This window comes from Neorhizobium puerariae (assembly GCF_042429745.1).
GTDB lineage: Bacteria > Pseudomonadota > Alphaproteobacteria > Rhizobiales > Rhizobiaceae > Neorhizobium > Neorhizobium puerariae.
Map to the genome: position 1 here is coordinate 276,670 of NZ_JBHMAA010000011.1, position 22,943 is coordinate 299,612.

Below are 22,943 nucleotides of genomic sequence, written 5' to 3' on the forward strand. Positions count from 1 at the left end.
GGAGGGGTTATGACAGAGGGGCATGACAATGGCCTATTTTCCCGAAGCACTGATCGCCGCGCCGTTCCTGCGCACGGGCGAAGGCGTCGTCGTTTCGCCGAACGAACGAAGCCTGCTCAGGCTCATCTGGCGCCACCCGGGCCTTTCCCGGTCGGAGGTCACCAACCATACCGACCTGACCCAGCAGTCGGTCTATCGCATCATCGACCAGCTTGCGGAACGCGACATCGTTTCCCTCGGCTCGCCGAAGCCGGGGCTCGGCAGGGGGCAACCAAGCCCCACATTGCGGCTGAACGGTCGGTATGCCTATTCCTGCGGGATTTCCGTCAATACCGACGTGATCGGCATATGCCTGATGGATATCGCCGGCAATATCCTGGGAGAAACCAGCGTGACGCTGCGCGAGCACACGATGGCGCAGTCGCTCGACCTCGTGCGCCGTGAGCTTGCTCAACTGCAGAGCCTCAACAAGCTTTCCGAGAGCGCCTTTTTCGGCATCGGCTTCGCCATTTCCGGCTACCATGTCGGCGGCACGCGCTACAACGCGCCGCTGCCGCTTCACGAATGGTCGCTGATCGAACTTGGGCCGCTGCTCGCCGATCTCTTCGGCAAGCCGGTCTGGGTGCATAACGGTGCGAACACCTCGACCGTCGCCGAATCCATGTTCGGCGTCGGCCGCTACATCAAGCATTTCGCCTACCTGAGCTTCAACTACGGCTTCGGCGGCGGGCTGATCGGCGGCGGGGAGCTGCTGCTCGGCGGCAACGGCAATGCCGGCGAATTCTCGGGCATCTACGACGAAGAGGAAAACAGGCGGCGGCCGGCGCTGCAATATCTGATCGAGCGGCTGAACCGCAACGGCGTCGACGTGCCTTCGATCACCTACATGCGCAGGAATTTCGACGTGAACTGGCCGGGCGTCGCCGAATGGGTGAACGAGGTCGTGCCAGCCCACAACAGGCTCATCAACGCCATCGCCGCGATCTTCGATCCGCAGGCCATCGTCTATGGCGGACAGGTGCCGACGGACCTGGCGCAGATGCTGATCGACCGCACCCAGAATTTCAGCAAGCCGCGCTACGGCGTACCCCATCCCTGGCCGAAGCTCATCATATCCGAGATCGGCTCCGACGCCTCGGCCATGGGAGCCGCCGTCATCCCGTTCCGGTCGGCTTTCTATTGAGATCGGTACTCCGGGCTTCCCGGTTCCAGGCGGAACGGCTCCGCTCAAAATATCAGCCAGTTGATCATCCGGGCAATCCACGGCATAACCGAACGACTTCAGCCGGAATGATGCAGATGGACCAGATATTCGACATCGGGGCGCGGCTCAACGCCATGCGCGTCGCAGCGGGGCTTTCCCAACGCCAGCTTGCCGAGCGCGCCGGCGTGCCGCATGCCCAGATCTCGAACGTGGAAACCAACAAGGTCAGCCCCTCGGTGGCGACGCTGCGCAAGATCCTGAGCGGGCTCGGGGTCGGCATGGGCGACTTTTTCGAGCCGGAGCGCAGCCCGCCGAAAGGGCCTTTCTTCTCCGCCCACGAACTGGTTGATTTGACATCGCAAATCGTTACATCGCCGGGACTGGACGGCGGCGACGGCAAGCTCGTGTTCCGGCAGATCGGCGACGCGAGGGCGCATAATCTCCAGATCCTGCACGAGGTCTACGAACCGAACGCGGACACCGGCGACACGCCGCTGCAGCATGCCTCTTCGGAGGGCGGATACGTGGTCGAGGGCGAGCTGGAGCTGACCGTCGGCGACGAGGTCCGGGTGCTCAAAGCGGGCGAGGCCTACCTTTTCGACAGCCGCGTGCCCCACCGCTTCCGCAACCTCTCCGACCGCAGGACGGTCGTGATTTCCGCCTGCTCGCCTCCCTATCTGTAATTTTGCAGCCGGCCACTTGCTCAAAATAATGAGCATCGCTATACCTTGAGCATCGACATCAGGGGAATATTGCGATGACCGCCTCATCAGATCTGCATTCGCGCCAGAAAGCCGCCGTGGCAGGCGGCGTGGGAACCCGCGCCATCTTCGCCGAAAGGGCGTTGAATGCCGAACTCTGGGATGTGGACGGCAAGCGCTTCATCGATTTCGCCGCCGGGATCGCGGTCAACAATACGGGCCATCGCCACCCCGCCGTCATGAGCGCAGTCGCCGGGCAGGCCGAACGGTTCACCCATACCTGCTTTCATGTGGCGCCCTACGAAGGCTATGTGAAGCTTGCCGAACGGCTGAACGCGATGGCGCCGACCGGCGCGGAAAACCGCACCATGCTGGTGACGACGGGCGCCGAGGCGGTCGAGAACGCCGTGAAGATCGCCCGCGCCCATACCGGCCGCGCCGGCATCGTCGCCTTTTCCGGCGCCTTCCATGGCCGCACCATGCTCGGCATGGCCCTGACCGGCAAGGTCATGCCCTACAAGAAGAATTTCGGCCCCTTCCCGGCCGATATCTACCACGCCCCCTTCCCCAACCCCTATCTCGGCTTCTCGACCGAAGAGGCGATCGCCGGGCTTGAGCGGCTCTTCGCCGCCGATGTCGATCCCGAGCGGATCGCGGCCTTCATCGTCGAGCCCGTGCAGGGCGAGGGCGGCTTCAACGTGGCGCCGAAGGAATTCCTCGTGCGGCTCCGCGAGATCGCCGACAGGTACGAGATCGTGCTGATCGCCGACGAAGTGCAGGCCGGCATGGCGCGCACCGGAAAGATGTTCGGCTTCGAACATGCGGGCGTCCAACCGGACCTCGTCACCATGGCGAAGGGGCTTGCCGGCGGCTTTCCGCTTTCCGCCGTCACCGGCAGGGCCGAGATCATGAATGCGGCGCATCCCGGCGGCCTTGGCGGCACCTATGCCGGCAATCCGCTGAGCGTCGCAGCCGCGAACGCGGTGCTCGACGTCATCGAAAACGAAAAGCTCTGCGAGCGTGCGGCGGAGGTCGGGCGCAGGATCACCGCACGCCTGACGTCGATCGCAGCGCGCCAGGGCATGGAACGCATCGGCGAGGTCCGCGGCCTCGGCGCCATGGTCGCCTTCGAACTCGTCGAAGACCGGCAGTCGAAGGCCGCGTCCCCGGCGATCACCAACCGGATCGTGGCGGAGGCGGAAGCGCGCGGCCTCATCCTGCTCTCTTGCGGAACGCGCCTCAACGTGATCCGGTTGCTGCCGCCGCTGACGATCGAATGGGAGATCCTCGAGGAAGGGCTCGACATTCTCGAAGCATCGATCGAGGCCGCGTTTTCGGATGCGGCAGCTTCCACGGCGGCCTGAACTGCATCCAGGCGGTGGATGACAGCCAAGAGAAAGGAAAACCGATGAACGGCGCCGATATGCTCTGTGATGTCCTGCTGGTGAACGGCGTCGACGTCTGCTTCGCCAATCCCGGCACGTCGGAAATGCATTTCGTCGCCGCGCTCGACCGCAAGCCGGCGATGCGGTGCGTGCTGGGGCTTTCCGAAGGTGTCGTGACGGGTGCGGCGGACGGTTACGCCCGCATGGCCGACAAGCCCGCCGCCACGCTGCTGCATCTCGGACCCGGCCTCGCCAACGGACTTGCCAACCTTCACAATGCCCGCCGCGCCCGCACGCCGGTGCTCAACGTCGTCGGCGACCACGCCTCCTATCACCTGCAATACGACGCGCCGCTGACAAGCGACATCGAGGGCCTCGCACGGCCCATGTCCCAGTGGGTCGGTCGCGCCGCAGGGGCGCATGACGTGCGCCGCTGCACCGAGGAAGGATTTGCCGCCTCGATCGCCCGCCGGGGCGTCTCGACCATGATCCTGCCCGCCGATGCGGCCTGGGGCGAGGTTTCCCCGGAAACGCTTTCCCCCGTCGCCATTCCCGCGCCGCCGGCGCTCGAACCCGGCGCGCTGGAGGCATCCGTCGCGGCGCTGCGCAGCGGCAGGCGCGCCGTGATCCTTCTCGCGGGCCGCGCCCTCAGCGAAAAGCCGATCGAAACGGCAGGCCGGATCGCGGCCGCGGTCGGAGCCGCGGTCTTTTCCACGACATCCGCCCGAAGCGCCCGCGGCGCCGGCCGGGCGCTCGTCCGACCCGTTCCCTACAAGATCGAACTCGCCATCGAGGCGCTCAAGGATTTCGAGGTCGCGATCTGCATCGGGGCGTCGCGCCCCGTCAGCTTCTTCGCCTATCCCGGCAAGCCGAGCACGACACTGCCGCCATCCTGCGAAGTGATCCAGCTCGCCGGGCACGAGCACGATCTCGGCGCGGCGCTGGAAGCGCTGGCCGATGGGCTCGGCATCGGGCCGGACGCGGCTTTCGCCCGCAATGCCTTCAGGCAGAACGACATCCAGGTGCCGACCGGGACGCTGACGCCCGATACGCTCAGCCTGGCGATCGCCCGCCATCTTCCGGAAAACGCCATCGTCATCGACGAGGCGCTGACCTCGATCGGCCAGTACAATGCGCTGGCGCCCGGCCTGAACCCGCATGACCACCTCCCGATCACCGGCGGCTCGATCGGCATCGGCATCCCGCTTGCGACGGGAGCGGCGATCGGCGCGCCGGACCGCAAGGTCGTCGCCATGCAGGCGGACGGCAGCGGCATGTATACCCTGCAGGGCCTGTGGACGCAGGCCCGCGAGGAACTCGACGTCGTGACGATCGTCTTCGCCAACAGCGCCTATCGAATCCTGCAGGGCGAGATGACCGGCGTCGGCGTCAACTCCTACGGGGTGAACGCCCGCAAGATGCTCGACCTCGACCAGCCGAAGCTCGACTGGTGTTCGCTGGCCAGGGGCCTCGGCGTCGAATCCGGCCGGGCGACGACCATCGAGGAGTTCCTCAGGCTCTACACCGGGGCGCTCCGGCGCAAGGGGCCTTTCCTCATCGAGGCCGTCATCGATTGAGCGCTCGAAGCCGGCGGCCGGCGCCGGCCCGGATCAGAGGACCCGGCCGCGGTTGAGAATGGCTTTCGGGTCCAGCGCGGCCTTCAGCATCCGGATCGTGGCAAGCTCCGCCGGCGAGCGCACCAGCGAAAGATAGTCCTTCTTGTCGAGACCGACGCCATGCTCGGCGGTGACCGATCCGCCGAGGCGGGCGGCGAGCCGGTAGATTTCCGGCGAAACGGCCTCGCGCCTCCCGGTCCTGACCACATAGTGCAGGTTGCCGTCGCCGAGATGGCCGAAGACATAGGCGCCGGCTTCCGGATCGAGGCCGGCCAGCAGCGTTTCCGCCTCCGCCATGAAGGCGGGGATCGAGCGCAGGGGCACGCTGATGTCATGGCCCGTCAGCCGCCCGAGGCTGAAGGTGAATTCCGTGCAGCCTTCCCGTACGTCCCATATCGCCGCGAATTCCCGTCCGGACCGGGACACGACGATATCGCTGCACAGCCCATCCTCGTAGGCCTGTATCAGCACGGTCTCGAAGACATCGTCCCCGGCCTGTGCGCCGAAGATCTGCATCTCCGCGATCACGTAGAGCGGGGAGCCGGCCGGAAGCGGGATTGCTCCGCGCCGCATCGCCGATATGCCTTCATAGACCGGCGCGAATATGCCCTCGAAGGCCGTCAGTTGCGGCCCGAGGGCGCTGCGCAGCCTTTGCAGCAGAACAAGGGCGCTGTCGACCGACGGCACGGCGCAAAGCGCATTGCGCTCCGCCGCCGGCTTCGCGGAAAGGCGGAGGCAGGCTCTGGTGACGACGCCGAACAGACCCTCGCCGCCGATGAAGAGCTGATTGAGGTTGGGACCCGAATTGTCCTTCATCAGCCCCCGCAGGGAAGACAGGACGGTCCCGTCGGCCAGCACGGCTTCCAGCCCCAGGATCTGCGCCCGCATCATGTCATGGCGCAGGACGCGGATGCCGCCGGCATTGGTGGCGATCATCCCGCCGATCGTGGCCGAACCGCGGGCGCCGATATCGACGCCGAAACACAGGCCGGCGCTCTCCGCCGCCTCCTGCACCGTCTGAAGCCGCGCCCCGGCCTCCACGACGATCGTGGCGGAGACCGCATCGACCGGGCCGAGGCTCCTCATCCGCTCCAGCGACAGGACGACCTCTCCTTCCAGCGGCCGGGCGCCGCCGGAAAGTCCCGTCAACCCGCCCTGAACGGCGACCGGCTGCCCGGCGTCGTGGCAGGCCTTGAGAAAGGCCGAGACGCCTTCCGTCGTTTTCGGCCTTGCCACCAGCGACGGCACGGGCCCCGGCTTGCGGGTGGCGTCGGCAAGATGCCGCGCCATCATGTCCCTGTCGGTTTCGATGCCAAGGTCATGGCCGCCTGCCGGCAGGCGCTCGATGAACGCCACGGACGTCATGCCGGCTTGACGGCGCAGACCATGATCATCTCGACCTTCAGGTCGGGGCTTGCAAGCCGCGCCTCGAAACAGGCGCGGGCCGGAGGGGCGATGCCCGCGACCCATTCGTCCCACACCTCGTTCATCGCCGCGTAGTCTCCCATGTCCGCCAGCATGATGGCGCAGAAGAGCAGCCCTTCCCGGGCGCTGCCGATCTCGGCAAGCCGCGCCTCGGCCTTTGCGAGAAGCTGGCGGGTCTGGTCGGCCGTGCTCAGCGAACCGTCATAGGGCGCCTGCGGCGTGCAGGCGAAATAACCGGTGCCCTGGTGCACGACGGCAAGGCTGCCGCGCTTGCCGATGCCGAAGCGTTCGATGATCGTCGAAAAATCCTGGTTCATGTCGGCTCTCGTTACCTCGTGATGACGAAGACGGCTTCAGGCGTCCAGCTGATGCAGCATTCCTCGCCTTCCCTGATGATCACGACGTCCGCGCCGAGCACCCGGACGCGCATCGAAAGGTCGCCCGCCTTGCCGATGACGAGGGCGTTGTCGCCGTAGTTGACGATGGTTTCGACCTTCATGCGCACGTTCTTGCGCCCTTCGACCGGATTGCGTGAAAGCTTGATGTGCTCGGGGCGGATCAGCAGCGTCACCTTCTGTCCGTCGACAAGCGTTTCCGCGCTCGCGTAGTCGAAAGCGCCGAGCGTCGGGTTCTCCGCCGTCCTTGCCTGCGCGCTGGCGATAATTGCCGGGATCAGGTTGCTCTCGCCGATGAAGGCGGCGACGAATGCGGTTTGCGGGCGGTGATAGATGTCGAGCGGCGCGGCGGCCTGATCGATCCGGCCCTTCTCGAACACCACGATACGGTCGGACATGGACATCGCCTCCGACTGGTCGTGGGTCACGAAAATGGTCGTGACACCGAGGCTGCGCTGGATGCGCTTGATCTCGATCTGCATCTGCTCGCGCAGGTTCTTGTCGAGCGCGCCGAGCGGTTCGTCGAGCAGCAGCAGCGACGGCTCGAAGACCAGCGCGCGGGCGAGCGCGACGCGCTGCTGCTGGCCGCCGGAAAGCTCCTTCGGATGGCGGTGGCCGAAGCCCTTCAGCCCGACGAGCGACAGCATGTCTTCCGCCTGCTTCAGCCCCTGGCTGCGGCCGACGCCGCGCATCTGCAGCGGGAAATAGACGTTCTCCACCGCCGTCTTGTGCGGAAAGAGGGCATAGTTCTGGAAAACGATGCCGATATTGCGCTCGTGCGGCGCAAGCTGCGAGATCGACTGCCCGCCGATCTCGACCGTCCCGGCGCTGGCCCTTTCGAAGCCGGCGATGATCATCAGCGTCGTCGTCTTGCCGGAGCCGCTGGGACCCAGGAAGGTCACGAACTCCCCCTTGTCGACCGACAGGCTCACGTTGTCGAGCGCGGTGAAATGCCCGTAGGTCTTGGTGATGCTGGAGAGTTGCAGGTAGCTCGTCATGGGAAGTCCTTGGGATCAGTGTGCGCCGGCCGGAGGACGGCTCGGCCTGGGAGCGCGGCTGCGAAGCGCGCTGATGCAATAAGGGGCCGCGATGCCGATCAGCACGACGAAGAAAAGCAGCGTCGAGATGACCGCGATGACGGGATCGGCCTCCTGGCGGATGCTGTCGAACATCTTGCGCGGCAGCGTTTCGGCATCGCGGCCGGAGATGAAGATCGCCACCACCGTCTCGTCGAAGGACTGGATGAAGGCGAACAGCGCGCTGATCACGAGACCGGGCCGCAGGATGGGCAGGGTGACGTGGAGGAAGGTCCTCGTAGGGCTCGCGCCGAGGCTCTGGGCCGCCCGCTCCAGATTGCGGTCGAAACCCTTGAGATTGGCGGAAAGGACCAGGAAGGCGATCGGGACCGAGAGGCAGGTATGCGCCAGGATGACACCGAGATGGGTGTGCACCAGCTTCAGCTGACCGAAATAGGAGTAGTAGCCGATCGCCATGACGATATGCGGCACCGCCATGGGCATCAGCATCATCAGGTCGGCGATGCCTTTTCCACGAAACCTGTGGCGCACCAGGGCGAAGGTCGCCGGAACGACCAGCACCATGGTGAGGACCGTCGTCGCCGTGGCGATCAGGATGCTGTTCCAGGTGGGAACGAGCCAGTTCATGTCCGTGAAATAGGCCCGATAATAGCCGAGCCAGTATCCCGGCGGCGGAAACTGCAGCGAACTCGCGTTCGAGAAGGACATCGGCACGACGATGACCAGCGGCGCGGCGATGAAGAGCACGACGACGAAGCCTGCCCAGCGCATGAACGTATTCATCACCTCACCCCCAGAGCTTGTCGAGGCCGAAGCGGCGGTGATAGATGGTCAGGATGATGAGCGTCAGGACGAGCAGCACCATCGCCATGGCGGAACCGAGGCCGAAGGCCAGGAATTCCTCGATCTGGTGGCCGATCAGGCCGGCGATCATCTGCTCGCGCGGGCTGCCGAGCAGCACCGGCGTGACATAGAACCCGAGGCAGATGACGAAGACGAGCACCGAGCCATTGGCGATGCCGGGAGCCGTGAGCGGCAGATAGACATGCCGGAACAGCGAGAAACCCTTGGCGCCGAGGCTTTCGGCCGAGCGGATCAGGGCCGGATCGATCTTCTTCATGACCGAATAGACGTTCATGATCATGTAGGGCGCGAGGATGTGCACCATGGCGAGCGTCGAGGAAAACCGGGTGAAGAGAAGCTGCGGCGGCTTCTCGACACCGATCATCTGCAGGAGCGCGACGAGCGGGCCGTTATTGCCGAGCAGCACCATCCAGGAATAGGTGCGCACCAGGAAACTGGTCCAGAAGCTCATGGTGACGAGCAGCAGGATGAGCATCGCCGTGCGCGGCCTGGAATGCGCCATGACATAGGCAAGCGGATAACCGACCGCGAGACAGCACAGCGTCACGAAGGCGGCCGTCAGGAACGTATTGACGAAGACGCGCTGATAGAGCGCGCCCGTCAGCACCTTCTGATAGTTCGCCAACGAAACCCTCGGTTCCGTGAAGCTCATGATCGCCACATCGGCGAGCGGCACGACGAAGAAGATGAGCATGTAGATGCCGAGCGGCGCCAGCAGCAGCCAGGGCCATAGGTTCGTCTTTTCCGTCAGTCTCGAAAGGCTTATGCCCATTGCCGTTCCCTTTTATTGTGGCTGGCAAGGTCTCCGGCGCCGCGCGTCGGCCATGACGCGAAGAGGACGCCGCAACATTTGTGAATTCCGCGAAAAATCCCTCCTCCGAACCGATGCCGGCGGGGGATCACGCGCCATGCGGCACCACGCCATGCGGCGCGGCGCCGGTCTGCGGAACAGCCGTTCCGGAGCAGTGGATCAGCTTGCGACCCACTCCTCGAAACGCTCGGCGACTTCGGCCGGATCGGCCCCGAAATTCGCCATGTCCTGCTCGAAGGTGAGCGGATAGTTCTCGGGCGAGGTCGGCATGCGCTTCGCCGCCGCCGCATCGACGAACTGGTTGGAAGCCGGGTTGAGCGCGCCGTAGTCGGCCGCCTTGGCGAAGCCGGCCAGCGGCTTGGCGCTGGTGGCGAATTCGACGAACTTCCTGGCGTTTTCGAGATTGGGCGTCTTCTTGGCGACGACCCAGTAGGCCCGCTCGATCTCGCCCTGGTTCCAGGTCATGGCGACCGGAGCCCCCGCCTTCTCGGCCTCGAAGTAACGGCCGTGCCAGATGCCGATCATGTCGATTTCGCCGTCGCGCAGGATCTGGGTCGACTGGGCGCCCGCCGTCCACCAGACGCGGACGTGATCCTTGATCCTGTCGAGGGACTTGAAGGCGCGGTCGATATCGAGCGGATAGAGGTCCTTCACGGCGACGCCATCGGCCAGAAGCGCGATCGGCACGACGCGCGCCGCATAGCGCTGCAGCGAGCGCCCGCCCGGGAATTTCTCGACGTTCCAGAAATCGGCCCAGGTCTTCGGCGTTTCCTTGTACTTGTCGGTGCGCCAGGCCATGACGGTCGCGAAGGCGTGCGAGGCGACGCCGTTCTGGAAAAGCCCGCCTTCGTAGGGCGCCTTCAGCTCCTCGATGATGCCCGCCTGGTTGGCGCGCACCAGCTCGCCGCCGCCAAGCGTGGTGACGTCGAATTCATAGACGCCGGTCTGCACCTGCTGGGCGAGCTTGGCGAAGGAAACCGGGGAAACCGTCTTCACCTGGATGCCGGTCTCGGCGGTAAAGGGATCGATGAGATTTGCCTTGGCCGCCGCCTCCCAGGGGCCGCCCCAGGTGTTCACGTAGAGGATCTTGTCCTCGGCGCGAACGACATAGGGCGCTGCGAGCGAGGCCGTGACCGCAGCACCCGCAGCCTTCAGGAAGCTGCGGCGGTCGGGCATGAGAAAAGTCTTCATTCCGGGCATGGTCAGTTCTCCTCTTTATGGTTTTCTGAAGGTGGCTTCGTAGAGCCGGAGCCAGTTCCCGTGGGTTATCTTCGCGACCTCCTCCTGCGAGAACCCCACCGTGCGGAGGCCGTCCGGTATCACCTTCATGTCCTCGACCTTCTGGAACCATGCGGGCGGTGGCGCCTTCAGCGGCCGGCCGGCGGCACTCGCGCCATAGTCCTCGCCGCGCGTCCAGCGGCCCTGGCGCATCCAGGCATAATCGGGAGCGGTGAAATTGTGACTTTTGTCAGTCCCGATCGCGACGGAATCGATGCCGGCGATATCGACCGTGCGGGCGACCATCGTGCACCAGGCCTCGATCGAAGCGCAGAACTCGTCGCCGGTGATGTTGCGATAGGCCGCGCAGCCGATCACTCCGCCGGTGTCCCTGAGCGCCCGGATCACGTCGTCCGACTTGTTGCGCTTGTGGAAGAACAGCGACTGCGCATTGGCATGGGTGACGGCGATCGGCTTTTCGGACACCTTGATCGCGTCCAGCGTCGTGCGGTCGCCGACATGGCTGCAATCGACGAGGATGCCGGCGGCATTCATCTCGCGCACCACTTCCCTGCCGAAGCGGGTAAGGCCGGAATCCTCGATCTCGTAGCAGGAGCCTCCGAGCTCGTTCTGGTTGTTGTAGGTGAGCTGGACGACGCGCACGCCGAGTTCCGCGAACATCTCCACGAAACGGATGCGTCCCTGGAAGAGGTTGGCGTTCTGGAAGCCCATGATGACGGCGAGCCGGCCCTGTGCGGAAATCCGGCTGATGTCGTCCGCCGTCAGCGCGATTTCGGCGATATCGGAGTTCTCGCGAACCAGATCGCGCCAGCGGCCGATCGAATCCATGGATTCGATCGCACCTTCCCAGAAGCCGCAGGTGTTGACAACACCGCCGACCGTTCCCGCCCGGAGCGCTTCAAAAGCGGCGCGATCGAAATGCCCGCATTGCAAACCGTCGATGATCATGATCTCGCGCCTTCCTTCTCGCGTTCCGAAAGTCTGGACGAAAGGAAGGTCACATCCGTTTCGTCGTCATTGTCCTTGCGGCCGATGATCGTGCCGTCCTCGTTGATGATCATCGGTCCGGCATGCCGGCGGGAAACGACGCTGTCGGTCGCAAGCGCCTGCTTGGCCAGATGGTAGATGCGCCACCAGAGCTCCACCTCGACCTGAACGCCGTTTTCGAGCAGCGCCCGGAGCAGCGGATCGTCCTTGCGGACATCGCCGGAGACGGGCGCCGGAACGGCCTTCAGCACATTGCCGGAAACCGTGACCGAAAGGCCGGTCCGGCCGCCGAAGCTTGCGGCGATCGCCAGTTCTTCGGCATCGGCCGTGTTGACAGCTGTCAACTCGGCGGAACCGAAGGGGGCCGTAAGCTCGCCGAGGAGATCGAGCGCCGCCGGCAGCACGAACCAGGCATGTTCGCCCGCCGCATCGAGCGTGATGCGGTTGCCCTCTTCGGCCGAGATGGAGATGCGGGCCGGATCGGCGGACCTGAAGCTTTCGGACCGCTCTTCGAACAGGCGGAAACCGCCGAGGCCGAGCTTCTGCGAATACATCGGGAAATCGCCGACCACGAGGAAGAAACCCTTGGGCAGGCTGCTGAGCGAGAATATGCGCTCGGACATCAGCCGCATTTCGCGGGGCATCACGCGCATGGAGATATCGGACTGTGAGAAGGTCATAGAACAGGTTCCGCCGGATAATACCAGGTGCCGGTGTAGCCGGAGCGCAGATCGTCGGGCGTCGGCGCACCGTGATAGAGCACGCCGCGCAGGTTGCGGCTCAGGAAGTCGCGCGTCTTGTCGATGCCGTGGAAGCCGACATTCATCAGCCGGACGAGATCGATCGGCACGAATTCCTCCGCGTTGATATTGGCATGCGGCGTATGGTAGCCGAGGCCGCGCAGGCTCTGGATGCGGGCGACCATGTGGCGGTGTTGCGGATGCCGCATCAGGAAGCGGGCGATGCTGAGCTTGCCGTCGACCTTGCCGAGATCGGCATGCAGCGACTGGATGCCGCCGCAGACGTCGAGCCCGAGATCGAGCGCATCGGGAACTTCCTCGCGCGCGCCACGGCGCGGCTCCTCGGCGGTCTCCGACTTGTACCAGACATATTTGTAGGCCTCCCGGCCGCTCATGTCGGTGCCGAGCGCCCACCGGTATTCCTGGCGGATGAGGTCCGCGAGGCTTTCTGCGGTTTCCGCCGGAGAGACGTTCAGCTCGTCGGGCGCCTGGATCGCCTCCAGCAGGCGGTCGGCCTCCTGCGGCACGAGCTCGATGAGCAGCGACAGGAAGGTCTCGTAGGCTTCCGGCACACATTCGGCCTCGAATTCGCAGGCCAGAATATCGAGCGGATAGTCCGCCTTTCGCCCGAGCACCGTTCCGCTGCCGCGGAACTCTTCGAGCGCTTCCACCATGTTTTCCAGATCGGCGGCGATCTCGGCGCTGGACGCGAAGGTCTCGTAGACCATCCGGTCCTGCCTGCGGAAGACGATCGCCTGTCCGAGCAGTTCGATCAGCCTGGCGATGCGCGGATCGGACGGATCGAGCTTCAGCCCCCGCGCCATGGCGACGGCGGTTTCCCGCGCCCGGAGGAACGCGTCGATGAGCCGCGGGTGCTTGTGCACGAAGAAGATCAGCCCCAGCGCCGAGCCGTTGCCGACGCCGATATAGCGGCGAAGCTGCGGATCAAGCCGCACCGCCTTTTCCGACCTGATCGCCGCCAGATGCTCGACGAGATCGCAGGAGAATTCCCGCATCAGGTAGGCGGTGAGAAGCTGGGCTTCCAGAACGCCTCCAAGCGCATGTCCGGCCCCGAGCGAGGGGAAGGAGCGCGTCCCGAACGTTCCGTTGCCGTCGAGGCCGGTGTTGCGCATCAGGTAGCACACCTTGGCAAGATCGGCCACGGCGGGCTGCCGGCCTTCGGCGAGCGCCTCAAGCGTCTGGTCGAAGACGCGCATCGACCGGTTGGAACGGCACCAGATCAGCGTGTTCGGCGTCGCCCGGCCCGTATAGAGCTTCGGGATTTCCACGCGCGCGGTCTCGACATCCGCCTCGGTCGCCGCGCCCTCGATCAACGTGCCCATCATGTCCCAGGCCTGGCCGATGATGCGGCCGGTGCGGGCAACGCGGCTCGGCGGGCGGGAGAAGCCGATGAAGGAGAATTCCTGGCCCGGCGCCTTGATGGAATAGACGACCGTGCCCCCGGCATCGCCGTCCACGTCGAAGCGCAGGTTGGAGATATCCCAACGCTCGCGGATCATCCTGTTCATGAAGGCCCGCGTGCCGCTCAGCCTGCTCGGTTGCATCGCCGCCAGCCGCAAAGGCTTCATCACCTCTTCGCCTGGCCTTGGAAGCGGCATCGCCGCCTGTCTGGAAGTCACGGTCATCGCCGTCAGCGCTCCCCCTGCTGCATTTTCGTGATGGTGCGCGCCGCTTCGAGGAGCGGTGCGCGGAAGGTTTCGAGATCGAAGCGGGTCTCGGGCATGACCAGCGAAATGGTCGACGTGCACCTGCCCTGAAGATCGAAGATCGGCGCGGCGATCGCCGTCACGCCGCTCTGGGTGTAGCCGCTCGACAGGGCGTAGCCGTTCTCGCGCGCCTCGCTGAGGATCTCGTCGGATGCAAACGGCTCGCCGCTTTCGCGCAGCCGGCTGCGCGTCAGTTCATCGGCGAAGGCGGTGAGGATGCGCCCGGATGCGGAGCCCTCGAGCGACATGGTGGTGCCGATCTTCTGCTCGGCCCGCAGGACGCTTTCGGATTCGACGCGCGAGACGATGCAGGGCAGGCCCCGGTCGAGCACCGCCAGCGAGGCGGTTTCCTTCACCCGGTGAACCAGCATCTCCAGCACCGGCTGGACGCGGGTGCCGAGATTGGCCTGTTCCAGGGCCGAAGCGGCGATCCGGCAGGCATGCATGGAGAGCCGGTAGCGCATCTCCTGGTCCTGCTCGACCCAGCCGGCCTCGATGAGCGTCAGCAGGCGCTGGTAGGCCGTCGGCCGCGACAGTTCCATGGCCGCGGCAACCTCCGGAAGCTTCATTCCGCGCGGGCTCGCGGCAAGCACGTCCAGCACGGCCATCGTCTTGAGAACCGTGGACAGGGGCCTGACGCCGCCCTCCTCTTGTATTCTATTTGAATATGTCGTATCCATAGAAAATATAATGGTCGCCGGAATTGATCGCTGTCAACTGCACCTGACAGCGACGAGGCGGGATTTTGGCCTCTCGATCCCCTAAGTCGTTCAAATATCTGGGAAGTTTTTCTTGATTTTCGTCAGCCGCACGGGCGGCGCGGGCGCGCCGGGGTTTGGCGCGATGTCATCGCCGTCCGCCGGGAGACGGCTTCGGAAGGAAATCCGGGAAAAACAAATCTCCGCCGCGCCGCGCCTGCCGCACGACGAGACGCCTCGCCCGCATCCGGAAGAACGCGCAAGCCAAACCGCTCCGGCGGCGACAGCACGATGCGTAGATTCAATAAGTTAGAGCGCCGTGCGTCCCGAAGAACGCGCGGCGCTCTAAAGACGTACAGGCAGAGAGGAATGCACAGGCGCCGGGCGCGGACCGCCTGATCCGCCCCCGGCTGAAGATCGAGCTAGTTCCGGGGCAACTTAGCTGCGCCTGGCGCTGCCTTCCTTCCAGTAGACGTCGCCATAGGCATAGATCGATTCGGCCGCCCAGCTGTGAAGATTGCCGAACCGGGCGTTGAACGCGCTGAATGTCGGGTTTTCGTAGAGCCAGACCATGGCGACGTCCTCGCACAGGGCGCGGGAGGCCTCCTTGTAGAGCTTCGCCCGTTCGTCCCGCGAGGGGCTCTGCGCCGCATCCGCAAGAAGCTTGTCCACCGCCGGATTCCTGTATCCGATGGCATTGGTATTAGGCACAGGGCGGATATTGCTCGATACGTATTGACGCTGCACGCCCATGGCCGGATCGGGCCCCGTCGTGAGGCTGTTGATGTACATGCCGAAATCACGCTTGGTGAAGACGGTGTCGTTGATCGTCGCCGTATCGAGCGCACTGACGGTGACCGCGATGCCGACGGCCTTGAGCTGTTCGGCGATGATCTGGGCGGCCTTGACGAAGGCCTCCGTCGAACGGTTGGTCACGACCGAAGTCGAGAAGCGGACCCCGCCGGCGTCGCGCGGATAACCGGCCTGGTCGAGCAATGCGTTCGCCTTCGCCACATCGAAAGGATACTGCATCGTGTCCGGCGCATAGGCCCAGCCGAGCTGGCTCGAAACCGGGCCGGTCGCGGGTTTCGCCAGTCCGTAGACGGCCTTTTCGATGATGAAATCGCGATTGATCGCGTGCGCGATCGCCCGCCGGACCTCGAGCTTGGAGAAAGGCTCTTTGTCGAGGTTCATCATCAGCTCGACGATCGACCCCCACGCCTCGTGTCCGGCGCTGGTGACCACGAGGTCCCTGTTCTTGCGCAACTCGGCGACCATCGACGGCGGCAGGTCCGCATAGGTCACATAATCGACCTCGCCGTTGACCAGGGCGTTGATGCGCGCGGACGGTTCGGGAATGAAGCGGGTAACGATCCGATCCACATAGGGCTGGTCCTTGAGGAAGTAATTCTCGTTGCGGACGAGCGCCAGCTCCTGCCCGCGGCTCCAGCTCGAAAACCTGAACGGACCGGTGCCCACCGGCTTCAGGTTGGCGGGATTCTGGCTGAAATCGGTGCCCTCATAGAGATGGGCGGGCTGGATGAAGCCCTGCCCCGCGACGAAGGTGACGAAATAGTCGTTCGGGCTGTTGAGGGTGAAGACGATCGTGTTCGCGTCCGGCGCCTCGACCGACTTGACGAAAGGCTGCAGCGTCTTGCCGACATTGTGGAGCGGAAACAGGATCTTCTCGAAGCTGAACTTCACGTCGGCCGAGCTGAACGGCTTGCCGTCATGCCATTTGACGCCCTCGTTCAGATTGAAGGTATAGACCAGCTTGTCGTCGGAGACCGCCCAGGACTTTGCGAGGTCCGGCTTCGTCGTCAGGTCGCTTTTCAGCCCGACCAGCTTGCTGAAGATCGGGTTGGCGATCAGCTTGATCGCGATATCCGTGGACGTGTTGAGATTGAGATGCCGGGGCTCCTCCGCCGCGCCGACGATGAACACGCCCCCGTAAAGCGGCGCGTCGCCGGCGGCGCGCACGAAGCCCGGCATGGAAAGCGCCGCCACCGCGGCGGCGCCCCCCTTCAGCATCCCGCGGCGCGATACGCCACCCCCTGTCATCTGCTCGAATATCGTCATGTTCGTTCCCTCTTATGGTTGGTTCCAACATCAAGCCTTGAGGTTCCGGCGAAAACGGCGGAGACTGTCGAGGTCCTGCCGCCGGGCTTCCGGAACATCTCGTATCGCGCGCATGAAATGGAAGCGGCTTCTCCCCTCCGCCCCCTCATGTCGCATATCGTATACCATATTTGTATTGAGATTAATCAAGTCCGAGAGGCCTTGTCAACGAATCTTCTCGGCAGAACCGCCATTCCGGCGCTCCGGCTTCCGAAACGGCCTTAACGCCTGTTTTCCCGGTCTTATCCGGCGTCATATATTCCCGTTCCATCGGATTGAAGCCGGCATCGGGCTTGCGCATTGCGCATCGCAAATACATTATACGAAATCTCACCCCTCGTTCCGGTCATTCGTCGATATCCCTTCATGCAGAAGCCTGAAACCCGCCGGACTCCCGGCTCCCCCGAGAAGGCGGCGCCGCTCCCGCCGAACTCCCGAAAGCTGATGACGGCGGTGTTTCCACCACTGTTCATCGGCATGATCGACCAGACGATCGTCGCGACCGCGCTCCCATCCATGGTGCATGATCTCGGCGGCCTCGATCGGATGCCCCTCGTCGTCGTCGCCTATCTTGCCGCCACCGCGATCTCCGCGCCGGTCTACGGCAGGCTGGGCGACGCATTCGGCCGGCGCAACATGCTCGGCCTCAGCCTGCTGATGACCATCGCGGGAAGTTTCCTCTGCGCCCTCGCGCCGACATTTTCGATGCTCGTCGCCGCGCGGGTCGTCCAGGGCCTCGGCGGCGGCGGGATCATCAGCCTTTCCTATGCCCTGGTCGCCCAATGGTCGACGCTGGAGCGGCGCGCCCGGTATCAGGGCTACCTCGCCACGATCGCCATGGTCTCCTCCGCGCTTGGCCCGCCGCTGGGCGGCACGATCACCGCGCTGGCCGGCTGGCGCTGGATCTTCGTTCTCAACATCCCGGTCGGACTGCTCGCCATCTTCCTGATCTTCAGGCTCCCGCCGCGTCTCAAGCCGCGCGATGCGATGGCTTTCGACTTCGTCGGGCTCCTGCTGTTCACCGCGTTCACGGCGGCGCTGATCACGCTGATCGAACGGACGAAATCCGGCGCAATCACCGCGACGCCGAACCTTCTCCTGACGGCCTTCGGCATCCTCGTCCTGGCAATCCTGCTCATGCAGCAGCCCCGCGCGGGCGATCCGCTCTTTCCTCCCCTCCTGTTCCGCATGCCGGCCGTGCTGCTTTCCAATATCCTGGCCATGGCGCACGGCGCCCTCTACGTTTCCCTCCTCACGTTCGCGCCCGCCTTCTTCGCCCTTGCGAGAGGGGTCGATGTGCAGGACCTCGGCCTCTACATGCTGCCGGTCACCTTCGGCACGGGCGCGGGAGCGCTGATCACCGGCCGGCTGATCTCGGCCACCGGCCGCACGACGATATTTCCGATCACCGGCCTTGCCGCAATAGCCATGCTGCTTTGCTTCCTCTGCCTGAAGGGCGAGCACCTTTCCAACTGGGAAATCTCGGCGGCTTTCACGGCCATCTACGTTTTCATGGGAACAACCATGGCGGTGGTGCAACTGACCGTTCAGGCGGAGGTGGGGCCGGCGCGGCTGGGCATCGGCACGGCAACCACCATGGTCGCCCGCTCCTTCGGCGCATCCGCCGGCACGGCCGCGGCAGGCGTCATGCTTGCCGAGGCATTGGCGGGGAGAGATCTGGCGACCGTCGATCGCGCGGTTGTCGAACAGGCATTCCAGACCGTGTTCGCGGCGGTCGCCGCCTTTGCGCTGTTCGCGACGGCCGTCGCCGCCGCCATCCCCCGCCGCCGGCTGCAGACGGGGCAGCGGGGATGAGCGGCATGCGGACGACCTATGGCCGGCGGGGCAGCGGCAGGCCGAGATTCCCGCGCAGGGTCGTCCCCTCGTATGCGGTGCGGTAGAGACCGCGACGCTGCAGTTCCGGCACGACGAGGCGCTTGAAATCCTCAAGGCTGGTCGGGAAATAGTCCATCAGGAAAATGAAGCCGTCCGCGGCTTCCTCCTCGAACCACTGCTGCAGTTCGTCGGCCACCTCGGAGGGCGTGCCGATGATCGGATAAGCCCCTTTCGACGCCTGCCGCATGTAAAGCTGGCGAAGGGTCAGGTTCTCCTCATGGGCGAGCTTGAGCAGCTTTTCCTGATAGCTCTTGTTGGCGTTGCTCGGCGGCAGCTCCCTCGGCAGGTGATCGTTCTCGCCGAACCGGGAAAGGTCGATCACGTCGCCCAGGATGTGCTTGAGGAAGTCCCGCCCGACGACCGGATCGACCAGTTCCAGCAGTTCGTCGCGCTTTCTCTGCGCCTCGTCCTTGCTGTCCGCCACATAGATCGATACGCCCGGCATGATCACCAGCTCATCCGGCGAACGTCCGTATTTGGCCATACGCCCCTTCACATCGGCGTAGAATTTCTGCGCGTCCGCCATCGTGGCATGCCCGCCGAAGATCGTTTCGGCAAATTCCGCGGCGAGTTCCTTGCCCGGCTCCGACGCCCCGGCCTGCACCATGACGGGATGGCGCTGCGGCGAGGGAGGGACATTGAGAGGGCCCCGCACGGAGAAGTGCTTGCCCTTGTGGTTCAGGAGATGCAGTTTCCGGGCGTCGAAGAAGATGCCGCTTTGCTTGTCGACCGGAAAGGCGTTGTCGTCCCAGCTGAACCAGAGGCCGCGCACGATCCTGGCGAATTCGATCGCCCGGTCGTAGCGTTCGGCATGGTCCGGATGCTCCTCGCGGCTGAAATTGCCGGCTTCCTCGATGTTGGAGGAGGTGACGAGATTCCAGCCCGCGCGCCCGCCGCTCAGGAGATCGAGGGAGGCGAACCTGCGGGCCAGCAGATAGGGTTCCTCGTAGCTGGTGTTGAGCGTGGCCACGAGGCCGATATGCGTCGTCACCATGGCGAGCGCCGAAAGCAGCGTCAGCGGTTCGAACTGCGCGACGTAGCGTGTCGATCCGCGCGAGAGGATCTCCCAGTCATGTCCCCGCATCGCCATGCTGTCGGCCAGGAAAACGAAATCCATCAGGGCATCTTCGGCAAGCTGCGCCATGGCCGCGGCGGCTTCGATGTTCATGCCCATGTCGGCCGCCGCATCGGGATGCCGCCAGCCGGAAGAATTGGCACCCGTCGCCGTCCCGTAGACGCCGAACTTGATCTTAGCTCCAGGTTTTCTCATTGTCGTTCCCCATAAGCCGGGGATGGCCGGACGAGACGGTCCGGCTTCCCGTTTCCTGATATCCATGAAGGCGAAAGACGGACGAACCCCGCTTGCGGCCGCGCCCGTCTTTCCTGTCGGCCGGTTTCGGACGCCTCGTTATGCCGCCTTGGCCGGCTGCATCTCGCGGACGACGACCTTCCCCTTGAGCACGACCGGTTCGTCGTCGAGGAAGAGGCTGCAATCGCGCATGGGTATGTCCAGGTGGCACGCCGTGTCGTTCGGGCCGCCAAGCTCGTTGTTCGGGCCGGTCGAGAACATCACGTTGCCGTAGAAGGAGCGCAGCTCCATCCCCATGCCGCCCGGAAACTGCGTAAGGCCGTGCCACTTGGCCCGCTCGTCCAGCCCCCAGCCGACATGCGACATGCCGAAACCGCGCGGATCGTTGAAACCGGCCATGTAGGATTTCACGAGCTCCGCATCGAGCCCGCCGCGGATGTCGCGGATGATGCCCTTTTCGATCGTGTAGGTGATCGGGTCGCGCACATAGCTGTTGAAGGGCAGGAGAACGTCGCCCGGAGCCACGACGATCTGGCCGTCGACGCCGTCATCGGCGCCGCCGGTGAAAACGAAACCTGCCGGCCAATGGTCCCAGCGGCCGGGCTCGTCGGTATAGCCGTACTCGCTCATCGTCGGATACATGCCGATCTTGTAGGTCACGTCGGTCCCGTGCTCGCTGGTGATGCGCATCACCTTCGCCTTCGAAAGCAGCTCCGCCCCCACCTCGACACGCTCGCGAAGCTCCTTCGTGGGAATGAGGCGCGCGAGAAGGTCGGCGGGCTCGACGGCGGTGACGATGCGCGTGCCGGCGGCCTGGATCGCCATCTGCTCTTCGCTGAACAGCAGGAAGATCAGGTCCACCACCATGTCGGCCTGCTTGAGCGCCTCCACGGCGTCGGGATTGGCGGCAAGGCCGGTCTCGCCGACGGCCCACGCACCGCTGGCAGGCATCGGCGGCGGCAGGCGCATGTGGAACATGCGGGCTCCGAGCATCTGGCCGGCGGCGAGGAACGCGTCGGCATAGTCGAGGCGCTCGTTGCCCTGGGAAAGGACGATGACCTTTTCGCCCTCGTGCACGCCGCTCAATTCGAGCTGGATTTTGCATATTGCCGTTAAGGTACTGAGATCCATGATTTTCGTTCCCTTTGTTGACGTTGGCTAATGCTTGCGCCCGCCGGTGAGCACCGGCGTGACGGCTTCGAAGAAACCGCGGAAATTGTCCCAGGGGATCATGTGCCCGGCGTTAGGAATGGCGATGATCGGGATCGTCGGATTGGCCGCCGCGAGATCCGCGGCCGCCGCCGGCGGCACGACGGGACTGTCGGCGCCCCGGAGCAGGACCGCGGGCCGCTTCAGCTTCGTCCAGAACGGGAAGAAGTCCTCGTTCTCGAAGCCCGCATGCGTTTCGAGAACGGCCGTCTCGTCGCAGCCCGGCAGGACTTCCAGCCGCAGCCTCAGCTCCCGCTCCGGCCATTTCGGATAGAATCGGCGGATCTCCTCCACGGAACTGCCGCGCTTCGCCTCGTTCATCTGGGCGAGGAAGGATTCGCGCGTCGTCGGATAGGGGCCGCGATCCGGCCCCGAGGTCGGCGGATCGATGAGGACCAGTCCCGGCGGCTTCTCCGGGGAATGCAGCACCGCATAGGCGGCGGCGATGCGCGCGCCGAGCGAATGGCCGATGACGATCTCGTCGGTGATGTCGAGCACGTCGATCAGGCCCGCCACATCGGCCGCATAATCCTCGATCCGGTAGCTGCCGGGAGGGGCGATATCGGTCTGCCCGCGGCCGCGCAGGTCCGGCACGACGACGCGGAAGCCCATTTCGGAAAGGGGCACGGCGATGAAATCCGCGGTGGCGGCCGGGCTCGTGATGCCGGGAAGCAAGACGATCGTGCCCTTGTCCCCCCGCCCGTAGTCGAGCAAATGATGACGCAACCCGTTGGCGCGGACGAAGCGTGACCGTCCGGAAATCTCGATCGCCATGTCAGGCCGCCTTCCTGAGCGGCAGGCTGCCGAGCGCCGCTCCCGCTCCCGGGATCGACGGAGAAAGGCCGAGCGACAACAGGATCTCCCTCACTGTCGATGTCGCCGCGGTGAGAACCGGCAGGCCCGTCTGGTCCTGAACGAGCTGCACGGACGGGAAGGAAGGCATCTGGACGCAGGCGCTCAGAACGATGCCTTCGGCATCGGCAAGGTTGAGGCGCGAGACGTAACCCGGCAGCGCCGCCGGATCGAGACGGCCGACCATCAGGTTGTCGGAAACCGACAGGCTGATGCTGTCGACGACCTCGATGCCGGCCGCTTCGATATAGTCGATCACCATCTTCGTCAGCGGCGGCATGTAGGGCGCCACGAGCGCGATCTTCCTGAGGCCCAGATCGTTGATGGTGCGGACCAGCGCGCCGGCGCTGCTGACCACCGGAACGTCGCGCCCGGTCTCCTGCCGGATCACCCCGCCGAGTTTCGCCTCGATGCCCGTATGGGCGCCCGCCCCGCGCGACATCAGCGCCACGAGGCATGCATAGGCCGCCACGTCGATGCTTGCATCGCCCACCTCGGCGGCGCAGCGCTCGCCGTCGTTGACCATGCAGGAAAGCGACTCCACGTCGACGGTGTGGAGCCTGGCGCGGCTCGAATGGAAGGTGAATTGCGTTGCGTGTTCCCTTGCATGCGCGGCCAGCATCAACGGAATTTCCGTCTCCATGGTCGTGTTCGAGCTCGGGACGATCAGCCCTATGCGATACATAAGTTCCTCCTTTCCCGTTTCCTGCGAAACGAGATCCTGCCCTGC

General features: G+C 64.8%; 20 protein-coding genes. 5 read left to right on the top strand and 15 right to left on the bottom strand.

The window, feature by feature from the left end; translation table 11 throughout:
* Positions 1-28 precede the first annotated feature (28 nt).
* The 4 genes from ACFFP0_RS10035 to ACFFP0_RS10050 all read left to right on the top strand — a co-directional run bounded on the left by ACFFP0_RS10035 (position 29) and on the right by ACFFP0_RS10050 (position 4,867).
* The gene (locus ACFFP0_RS10035; protein ID WP_377259855.1) at positions 29-1,183 is read left to right on the top strand and encodes an ROK family transcriptional regulator; all 1,155 of its coding nucleotides are present in this window, start codon (positions 29-31) and stop codon (positions 1,181-1,183) included.
* Positions 1,184-1,299: 116 nt separating this feature from the next.
* Positions 1,300-1,887: a cupin domain-containing protein gene (locus tag ACFFP0_RS10040; RefSeq protein ID WP_377259858.1), complete on the top strand. Its 588-nt coding sequence runs from the start codon at positions 1,300-1,302 to the stop codon at positions 1,885-1,887.
* A 74-nt stretch (positions 1,888-1,961) separates the two neighbouring features.
* The gene (gene gabT, locus ACFFP0_RS10045; protein ID WP_377259861.1) at positions 1,962-3,269 is read left to right on the top strand and encodes a 4-aminobutyrate--2-oxoglutarate transaminase; all 1,308 of its coding nucleotides are present in this window, start codon (positions 1,962-1,964) and stop codon (positions 3,267-3,269) included.
* A gap of 44 nt (positions 3,270-3,313) precedes the next feature.
* On the top strand, positions 3,314-4,867 hold the full coding sequence (locus tag ACFFP0_RS10050; protein ID WP_377259864.1) for an acetolactate synthase large subunit: 1,554 nt from the start codon (positions 3,314-3,316) through the stop codon (positions 4,865-4,867).
* Between the two features lie 33 nt (positions 4,868-4,900).
* Here the strand turns inward: ACFFP0_RS10050 and ACFFP0_RS10055 are convergent, their stop codons facing one another.
* The 11 genes from ACFFP0_RS10055 to ACFFP0_RS10105 form a co-directional block, all read right to left on the bottom strand.
* The gene (locus ACFFP0_RS10055; RefSeq protein ID WP_377259867.1) at positions 4,901-6,271 is read right to left on the bottom strand and encodes an FAD-binding oxidoreductase; all 1,371 of its coding nucleotides are present in this window, start codon (positions 6,269-6,271) and stop codon (positions 4,901-4,903) included.
* A complete protein-coding gene (locus ACFFP0_RS10060; RefSeq protein ID WP_377259870.1) occupies positions 6,268-6,648 on the bottom strand; it encodes a RidA family protein in 381 nt (126 codons plus the stop codon). The genes ACFFP0_RS10055 and ACFFP0_RS10060 overlap by 4 nt, the downstream gene beginning before the upstream one ends.
* Positions 6,649-6,659: 11 nt before the next feature.
* Positions 6,660-7,724: an ABC transporter ATP-binding protein gene (locus tag ACFFP0_RS10065; protein ID WP_377259873.1), complete on the bottom strand. Its 1,065-nt coding sequence runs from the start codon at positions 7,722-7,724 to the stop codon at positions 6,660-6,662.
* A 15-nt stretch (positions 7,725-7,739) separates the two neighbouring features.
* A complete protein-coding gene (locus ACFFP0_RS10070; RefSeq protein WP_377259876.1) occupies positions 7,740-8,546 on the bottom strand; it encodes an ABC transporter permease in 807 nt (268 codons plus the stop codon).
* Between the two features lie 4 nt (positions 8,547-8,550).
* Positions 8,551-9,399: an ABC transporter permease gene (locus tag ACFFP0_RS10075; RefSeq protein WP_377259879.1), complete on the bottom strand. Its 849-nt coding sequence runs from the start codon at positions 9,397-9,399 to the stop codon at positions 8,551-8,553.
* 198 nt (positions 9,400-9,597) lie between these two features.
* Entirely contained in the window at positions 9,598-10,638 is a 1,041-nt protein-coding gene (locus tag ACFFP0_RS10080) for an ABC transporter substrate-binding protein (protein ID WP_377259882.1), read from the bottom strand.
* Between the two features lie 15 nt (positions 10,639-10,653).
* Complete coding sequence (locus ACFFP0_RS10085) at positions 10,654-11,625, bottom strand: dipeptidase (protein ID WP_377259885.1); 972 nt, start codon at positions 11,623-11,625, stop codon at positions 10,654-10,656.
* Positions 11,622-12,344 carry a hypothetical protein gene (locus ACFFP0_RS10090; protein ID WP_377259888.1) on the bottom strand — a complete coding sequence of 241 codons (723 nt, stop codon included), beginning with the start codon at positions 12,342-12,344 and terminating at the stop codon, positions 11,622-11,624. The genes ACFFP0_RS10085 and ACFFP0_RS10090 overlap by 4 nt, the downstream gene beginning before the upstream one ends.
* Positions 12,341-14,050 carry a hypothetical protein gene (locus tag ACFFP0_RS10095; RefSeq protein WP_377259891.1) on the bottom strand — a complete coding sequence of 570 codons (1,710 nt, stop codon included), beginning with the start codon at positions 14,048-14,050 and terminating at the stop codon, positions 12,341-12,343. Before ACFFP0_RS10095 ends, ACFFP0_RS10090 begins: the two co-directional genes overlap by 4 nt.
* A gap of 5 nt (positions 14,051-14,055) precedes the next feature.
* On the bottom strand, positions 14,056-14,811 hold the full coding sequence (locus ACFFP0_RS10100) for an IclR family transcriptional regulator (protein ID WP_377259894.1): 756 nt from the start codon (positions 14,809-14,811) through the stop codon (positions 14,056-14,058).
* Positions 14,812-15,267: 456 nt separating this feature from the next.
* Entirely contained in the window at positions 15,268-16,908 is a 1,641-nt protein-coding gene (locus ACFFP0_RS10105; RefSeq protein WP_377259897.1) for an ABC transporter substrate-binding protein, read from the bottom strand.
* A 405-nt stretch (positions 16,909-17,313) separates the two neighbouring features.
* On the opposite strand from ACFFP0_RS10105, the gene ACFFP0_RS10110 reads away from it, so the two are divergent.
* A complete protein-coding gene (locus ACFFP0_RS10110; RefSeq protein ID WP_377259900.1) occupies positions 17,314-18,762 on the top strand; it encodes an MFS transporter in 1,449 nt (482 codons plus the stop codon).
* Positions 18,763-18,778: 16 nt separating this feature from the next.
* Here the strand turns inward: ACFFP0_RS10110 and ACFFP0_RS10115 are convergent, their stop codons facing one another.
* From ACFFP0_RS10115 to ACFFP0_RS10130, 4 genes are all read right to left on the bottom strand, one after another.
* The gene (locus ACFFP0_RS10115) at positions 18,779-20,113 is read right to left on the bottom strand and encodes an LLM class flavin-dependent oxidoreductase (RefSeq protein ID WP_377259903.1); all 1,335 of its coding nucleotides are present in this window, start codon (positions 20,111-20,113) and stop codon (positions 18,779-18,781) included.
* Positions 20,114-20,251: 138 nt separating this feature from the next.
* Positions 20,252-21,283, bottom strand: coding sequence for a 2,5-dihydroxypyridine 5,6-dioxygenase NicX family protein (locus ACFFP0_RS10120; protein WP_377259906.1), 1,032 nt, complete (start codon positions 21,281-21,283; stop codon positions 20,252-20,254).
* A gap of 27 nt (positions 21,284-21,310) precedes the next feature.
* Positions 21,311-22,135 carry an alpha/beta fold hydrolase gene (locus ACFFP0_RS10125; protein WP_377259909.1) on the bottom strand — a complete coding sequence of 275 codons (825 nt, stop codon included), beginning with the start codon at positions 22,133-22,135 and terminating at the stop codon, positions 21,311-21,313.
* A gap of 1 nt (position 22,136) precedes the next feature.
* Positions 22,137-22,898 carry a maleate cis-trans isomerase family protein gene (locus ACFFP0_RS10130; RefSeq protein ID WP_377259912.1) on the bottom strand — a complete coding sequence of 254 codons (762 nt, stop codon included), beginning with the start codon at positions 22,896-22,898 and terminating at the stop codon, positions 22,137-22,139.
* Positions 22,899-22,943: the final 45 nt, after the last annotated feature.